9 protein-coding genes are annotated in these 6,814 nt (G+C 46.8%); 4 read left to right on the top strand and 5 right to left on the bottom strand.

Annotated features, from left to right (window positions below; genetic code table 11):
* Positions 1-83 precede the first annotated feature (83 nt).
* Positions 84-302 (top strand): LapA family protein, encoded by a 219-nt coding sequence (locus RMO84_RS07625; protein WP_310487866.1) that lies wholly within the window; start codon positions 84-86, stop codon positions 300-302.
* Positions 303-495: 193 nt separating this feature from the next.
* Here the strand turns inward: RMO84_RS07625 and RMO84_RS07620 are convergent, their stop codons facing one another.
* The 5 genes from RMO84_RS07620 to RMO84_RS07600 all read right to left on the bottom strand — a co-directional run bounded on the left by RMO84_RS07620 (position 496) and on the right by RMO84_RS07600 (position 3,476).
* Positions 496-861, bottom strand: coding sequence for a DUF1818 family protein (locus tag RMO84_RS07620; RefSeq protein WP_310487865.1), 366 nt, complete (start codon positions 859-861; stop codon positions 496-498).
* 75 nt (positions 862-936) lie between these two features.
* Complete coding sequence (locus RMO84_RS07615; protein WP_295613184.1) at positions 937-1,173, bottom strand: DNA-directed RNA polymerase subunit omega; 237 nt, start codon at positions 1,171-1,173, stop codon at positions 937-939.
* 196 nt (positions 1,174-1,369) lie between these two features.
* Positions 1,370-2,203, bottom strand: coding sequence for a HEAT repeat domain-containing protein (locus tag RMO84_RS07610; protein WP_310487864.1), 834 nt, complete (start codon positions 2,201-2,203; stop codon positions 1,370-1,372).
* Between the two features lie 198 nt (positions 2,204-2,401).
* Positions 2,402-2,890, bottom strand: coding sequence for a phycocyanin subunit alpha (gene cpcA / locus RMO84_RS07605; RefSeq protein WP_310487863.1), 489 nt, complete (start codon positions 2,888-2,890; stop codon positions 2,402-2,404).
* Between the two features lie 67 nt (positions 2,891-2,957).
* Positions 2,958-3,476 carry a phycocyanin subunit beta gene (locus RMO84_RS07600; RefSeq protein WP_310487862.1) on the bottom strand — a complete coding sequence of 173 codons (519 nt, stop codon included), beginning with the start codon at positions 3,474-3,476 and terminating at the stop codon, positions 2,958-2,960.
* 499 nt (positions 3,477-3,975) lie between these two features.
* Between RMO84_RS07600 and RMO84_RS07595 the strand changes: the two genes are divergently transcribed.
* From RMO84_RS07595 to pstS, 3 genes are all read left to right on the top strand, one after another.
* Positions 3,976-4,122 (top strand): hypothetical protein, encoded by a 147-nt coding sequence (locus RMO84_RS07595; RefSeq protein WP_310487861.1) that lies wholly within the window; start codon positions 3,976-3,978, stop codon positions 4,120-4,122.
* Between the two features lie 18 nt (positions 4,123-4,140).
* Complete coding sequence (locus RMO84_RS07590; protein ID WP_310487860.1) at positions 4,141-5,637, top strand: alpha-amylase; 1,497 nt, start codon at positions 4,141-4,143, stop codon at positions 5,635-5,637.
* Between the two features lie 254 nt (positions 5,638-5,891).
* Positions 5,892-6,814: phosphate ABC transporter substrate-binding protein PstS (pstS, locus tag RMO84_RS07585; RefSeq protein ID WP_310487859.1), on the top strand; the 923-nt coding region annotated here is incomplete at its 3' end.

Genomic DNA, 6,814 nt, shown 5'->3' with positions numbered 1-6,814 from the left:
ATTTGGGATTCTTTAGTCTCAGTTAAGATCGATCTGATAGATCGATTAGATCGATCGAATTCTTTAAGATCGAAGCATCAAGTATGACGAAATTAATTATTTCTATCATCGTGGCGGTTTGGGTAGTAGCGATCGCGTTAGTATCAGTTCAAAATGCTAGCTTAGTCAACCTGCGGTTTGTATTCTGGAACTCGATCGATTTACCTTGGGGATTGGTATTGGCTGGGGGTGCCGCAATTGGCTTTTTCATGGGCGGTTGTATTCCTCTACTCGGCAATGGTGCTAGCGACGATCGCAAGTAGTGCAAAATCAAGTAGGGGCAATTCATGAAGCGGCGGTTTTATTCGGAGGTTCCCTCCGAATAAAAAAACCGACAAGACAGCGATTCGCGCACGCCTTTGTTCCCCGACGGTTTAGCGAATTAAGACATTGCCCCTACTTGAATTTGCATTGTCGCTCAGATGTTGTCAGTTCTGGATATTACCTACTTTACTGCTAAAAAAACTGGAGACTCGCGGCGGCAACCACTAACTCTGGCACCGCTTCAGCCGTCCAATTGCCCTCACAACTGCGTCCGGTATTTAAAATCAGCCGCAAGCTATATTTATGAGGGAAACCTTCGACTTGCATCCAGACTAAATCGCTTTCAGCTTCACAAGCGATGCTTTCTTCATCCATTAATTCGGATTGGATCGATCGCATATTATCTACCAATTGTCCCAGCAACCGACAAAAATCAGCCAGTTCGGTAGTTGTCAATTCAAATGCCCAATCATCACTGCCTACGAGTCCTGGATATTCAACAACGTCTGGATTCCAACCGATGCGCCAGCCAGTACCAGATTTGAGCACTTTTCCCATAACTTTTCCCTCAAAACAAAAGGAGGAGATTATTATCGAAATAATCTCCCCCTCACTCGATCGAATTTAAAAAGTCTAATCGCCCAAGATCTCTGGTTGAGTTAGCTCGTCAGACATCTCGATAATGGCACGCATGACTGGTTTGATCGTCGGGTCGTCAATATTATCGGATTCGTAACGGTGACGCTTCTTGGCTCTGTTTGCCACTTGCACGGTAATTTTGTAGCGGTTAGAAGCTGCGCCGATCAACTCCTCTGCTCGATAAGCGATCTGAATCGAGTCAAAGTGGGCTTGTGCGCGACGTTGAATCATATTTACTCCTAATGACAGTTGCAGTCTCTTTCTCTAGTGTACCTGATGAGTGGGGGCAATTGGGGAATTGGGGACTAGAGGACTAGGTAACTGGGCGACTTAAAACAATATTAGCTAAATCGGAACGCAGTTCCAACTCCCAACTCCCATACGGTGGTACAGCAACTCCCCGCTCCTCGCCCCCCGCTCAAATATCCTACTCACCCCGAAAAATTGCCGCAGCAACTTCGCGAAACTTATGTGGATCGCCTTCTGGGTAGGTTTGTTGTTGGCGTTTGCGCGCATACAGCTTTTCTAATGTGGCTTGCCAATCGTTGGTGTCGCTGGTGTGCTGGAGGCTCGATATCTGCTGCTCTAAAATCGGTTGCTGGGCTAAGATTTCGTTAATGTTGGCTTGAATGTTTTTTTGAGCCAGCCAAATGCGGGCAATGACAGCAAGATTGTCGTCTAGGTCTACTAGTAGATCGAAATGCGCCAAAATTTGTTGAGTCAGATCGGGATGAGAAATAGTACTGGCGATCGCTAATTCCTGCAATCCGTTAATCGCAGCATATCTGACGATCCACTCATGATCTTGAGAGGCGGTCAATAAGACTGTGGCGACTTTGGCTTGAGCGGAGCCGATCGATTCTGGTGCTAATTCATCCCAATGGAGCGTTCCTAAACCTCTAGCAGCGGCTCGTCTGACACTCAAGGCAAAGTCATTTATGGCCGCATCTAGTAACAGATCTAGAGCTTGCGGATCGCCAATTCCAGCTAATGCCCGCAGTCCCCAAGCTCTGGCTCCATAATTATACCCATCTAACAACTCTAACAACGGTTGTACCGCTGGCCGACCGATCGCAATCAAGCCCTCGACGGCAGCTACTGCTGCACCTGGATTGTTGTATCCCAAAGCAGTAATCAAGTGCGGTATTCCCGCTGCTAGCTGTGCCTGTGCCAACCTTTCGACTGCGGCTACCATCCGAGTGGCTGAATCTGCTTCGGCAATATCCTGAAGTAAGATTTTGAGTAAGTCAGGTTCGGTCATAATGATGTTGTAATTAAGTTGGTTCGCCACCACAGAAATTGCTTCAGTAGTGCCAGATGCCTGACTAGGGTGTTAGGAAAGCGAGTATTTTCTTCATTTTACAGCTACATTTAGACAAAAAAATCCCGAAATCATTTCCGATCGCTAACCCAATTGCTAACGGCTGGAGACGATTTCGGGCGGCTAGTCACTAGTCAACTAGCTCAAAGAATTGATCGCATAATCCAAGTAAGAATTCGCTTCGACGGCTGCGTCGCCAGACAAACCATGATTGGATTTGATGTACTTGAGAGCTTCAACGTACCAGCTAGGGGATAAGTCAAATGTCTTGTTGATTTCTGCCAAACCGCCGAGGAGATAATCATCCATCGGGCCAGTTCCGCCGACAACTAAACAATAAGTTACCATGCGCAGGTAGTAACCGATATCGCGCACGCACTTGGCTTTACCAACTTCGGTGGCTGCAAAGTTAGGACCTTGCATGGTGGTGGTGTAGGGGAATTTTTGGTAAACAGCATTAGCTGCACCGTTAGCTAGGGATTCGGCTTTTGCGGTTAAGCCTTTAGCTGCTGATAGGCTAGCACCGGCTTGGCGGAAGCGACCGAAGGCGACTTGCATTTCGGTGCTGCTCAAAAAGCGACCTTGGGAATCAGCGGTTGCTACTGCTTCGGTTAATGGCGTTTTCATGACTGGTTTTAATCTCGATCGAATGGTTTACAAATTTACAAACTTTGGTCTTCAGTCAACTAACAATCTAGGCAACTGCTGCTGCTGCACGATCGAAGTAACCAGCAACTTCAGAAATGATGGCACTACAATCGCCATTGGTGATGCCATTTTTGTCGGCAACGATTGCGACTGCTGCATCTTTCATTTTTTGAACGCCAGCGGCGACAGAGGAGCCAGGAGTTCCTAGTGCCAGGTAAGTTTCGCGTAAGCCGTTAAGACAACGATCGTCGAGGACGGATGCGTCGCCAGCGAAGATGGCGTAGGTGACGTAGCGGAGAATGATTTCCATGTCGCGCAAGCAAGCTGCCATCCGGCGGCTGGTGTATGCGTTACCACCTGGGGCAATCAGGTTGGGTTGCTCGGCAAATAAGCTTCGAGCAGCGTTAGCAACGATGGTGGAGGAGTTGGAGGTAATCCGGTTGACTGTATCCATCCGGATGTTACCTGCTGCAACCATGGCAGCTAAGGCATCTAGCTGACCAGTGCTGAGGTATTGACCTTGAGCGTCTGCTTGGGCAACAACCTTGGAGAATCCGTCTAACATATTATTTAATCCTGTTTGCGTTTAATAGTTTCGATCGTGCAGATTTATCTACCATGCTTGGCACTCGACTCTCAACATAGCTTAATAAATTCGAGCAAGCTCTCATAATTATAACTAGTTTTTCGGTAGCTGCTGTCGAGCGGCAACTACGTAACTTTAGCTACTAATGCTTTTAAGTTTATACAACTTTACGCGCCATGTTGCTTATCGGTATCAATATTTGTCACAAACGTTAATAATCTTTTTGCCATCGTACTTCTGGCTCGGCAGCTAGGTACCAAAGTGACATCACTTTTGCTCGGTCTGGGGCGCAAATTGCTGGTGGGCGATCGCGGCAGATCTCAGCTGATTGAAACAAGATCGAGATTGGCAAGCTCGTCTAGCATTTACCAGGTGGCTCTCATAATCGATCGCGGTAGTTCAGCTTCAACCCCATCACTGCTAGATCTAAACTACCGCGATCGAGGGATCGGTAGTGTAGTATATTATTCTCAATCTAGTGGTTCGCTCCAGCATGGCGAACGTGGCATTGTCATTTGAGACTCGATCGACACTTCACAGACAAGCGATGCCCCAACCGGAAAAAGTCGATCGAGGTGGATTTGAAGGTGAAAAGTCAGGATTTGGGGATGCAGTTGTAAATTAAATATTGAGGAGTTAACTCATGTCAGAGCCAAACGGAGTGATGATGCAGTACTTTCATTGGTACTTACCTCCAGACGGCAGCCTGTGGCATCAACTCGCCCGGGATGCCCAAGACTTGGCTGCAGCGGGTTTCACCGCACTGTGGTTGCCGCCAGCTTATAAGGGTAACAATGGCAGTAATGATGTCGGTTATGCCGTCTACGATCTCTTCGATCTAGGGGAATTCGACCAGAAGGGGTCGATCGCGACCAAATATGGTACCAAAGATGAGTATTTAGCCGCGATCGAGTGCGCACATGCCGTGGGGATTCAGATTTATGCTGATATCGTCCTCAATCATCGGTTGGGCGCGGATGCCCAAGAAGAGTTTGAAGCCACCCCCCTCGATCCGAATAATCGCTGGCAACAGATCGATGCCTATCAAAAAATCGAAGGCTGGACGCACTTTACCTTCCCCGGTCGTCAAGGTAAATACTCCCAGATGGAATGGCATTGGTGGCACTTTGACGCGATCGACTATAACGCCTACAATCCTCAGCAAAAGGCAGTTTACCTGATTAAGGACAAGACATTTGCGCGCAATGTCGATCTGGAAAAAGGTAATTTTGATTACTTGATGGGGTGCGATCTCGATGTCGATAGTCCCGAAGTTCGGAGTGAATTGAAAGCTTGGGGCCAATGGTATCTAGATACGACCAAGATTGATGGTTTGCGACTAGATGCCGTCAAACATATCGATGCCAGATTTTTCTATGATTGGCTCAAGCATCTCAATGACTATGCCAAAAAAGATGTATTTACCGTTGGTGAATACTGGTCTTATGATGTTGATGCCCTCGATTATTTTATCACCGCAACTGAAGGTAAAATTCATTTATTTGATGCGCCGTTACATAATAATTTTTATAATGCCAGCGTTCGGGGTCGCGATTACGACCTCCGCCAGATTTTTGATGAAACTCTAGTCAAACAGCGACCTACTTTTGCCGTCACCTTTGTGGAAAACCATGATTCTCAACCCCTGCAATCCCTCGAATCAGTGGTAGAAAACTGGTTTAAACCGCTCGCTTATGCTTTAATTTTGCTGCGCGAAGCTGGTTATCCCTGCGTATTTTATGGCGATTATTATGGCGCGAACTATCGCGATCGCGGCAGAGATGGCCGAGAATATGACATCGGATTGACCTCTCATCGGGCGATTCTCGATCGACTGCTAGCTGCTCGCCGTCACTTTGCTTATGGCATTCAGCACGATTATTTCGACCATCCCAATACCGTCGGCTGGACGCGCTTGGGCGATGCCGAGCATCCCGATAGTATGGCTGTCGTCATGGGTAATGGCGAACCTGGCACCAAATGGATGGATGTCGGCAAACCAAATACTACTTATATCGACTTTACCAAAACGATCGAAACACCAGTTGTAACTAATACTGATGGTTGGGGTGAATTTGGCACTCATGGCGGCTCGGTTTCCGTGTGGATACCAATAAAATCGAGACAATTAAATTCATAGTAATTAACTAAAATTAAAGCGATCGATTGCATTTTTCTAACTAATAGATATCTGTAATCTCCAATCTTTATCGCCCTTAACCTATGGATACTAAGAGTTTAATCAATCGTTAACCTAATGATAATCAATGATTGGGTATGGTTGCGCTAAGATGAACCCGATCTCAAAAAAAGTGAACGATCTGCATCTGTACGCTCGTCAAAACTTAAAAATTTGAAATCGGTGTCTTCCCAATCAAATCGACAACTACACCCATGTTATTCACTAATTTCGGTCGGATTACCACTCTTACTGCTGTAGCCATATCAGTTTTTGGCACTCAATTTGCCGCACTAGCAGATGTTACCCTCAGTGGGGCTGGAGCAACTTTCCCCCAGCCTTTGTATGAGAGATACGCGCGGGAAATTCGTAAAGCGCATCCGGATTTAAAGATTAACTATCAAGGGATTGGTAGTGGTGGCGGCATCAAACAAACGATCGCCGGTACTGTAGATTTTGGTGCTAGCGATGCGGCAATGACTGATGGCGAAATGGCTAAAGTTAAAGGTGGCGTGCTATTGATTCCGACTGCTGGTGGTGCGGTATCTGTCGTCTACAACTTACCTGGTGTCAAGGGTCTGAAGCTTTCCAACAAAGTCCTGAGTGACATTTTTCAAGGTAAAATCACGACTTGGAACGACCCGCAAATCGTCCAAGATAACAAAAGTGCCAGCTTGCCCAGCGGTGCGATCAAACCAGTAGTTAGAGCTGATGGTAGCGGTACGGCCTTCATCTTTACCAATCATGTCAGTGCCATTAGCCCAGAATTCAAAGCCGCAGTCGGTGCGAGCAAAGAACCAAAATGGCCGTCGGGCTTCTTAAAAGGTAAAGGTAATCCTGGCGTCGCGGGTTTGGTCAAACAAACTCCAGGTAGTATTGGCTTTGTAGAATATGAATTTGGTCTTAAAAATGGCCTCAGTGCTGCTGCGGTGCAAAATGGTAGCGGTAAGTATGTTGCGCCATCGCTCAAATCTGCCAACCAAGCTTTGGCTGATGTTCAGTTCCCCGAAAATTTCCGCGCCTTTGATGTCAACTCGACTCAAGGTTATCCGATCGTTGGTTTGACTTGGTTGTTGATTCCCAAAGCTCAAAAAACACCTGCAAAAGCTCAAGCAGTCAAAACGATGGTGAAGTGGAT

The organism is Chamaesiphon sp. VAR_69_metabat_338 (assembly GCF_031423935.1).
Lineage (GTDB): Bacteria > Cyanobacteriota > Cyanobacteriia > Cyanobacteriales > Chamaesiphonaceae > Chamaesiphon.
Note: the sequence above shows the minus strand (reverse complement) of the source record. Positions and strands in the feature narration are given on the sequence as shown.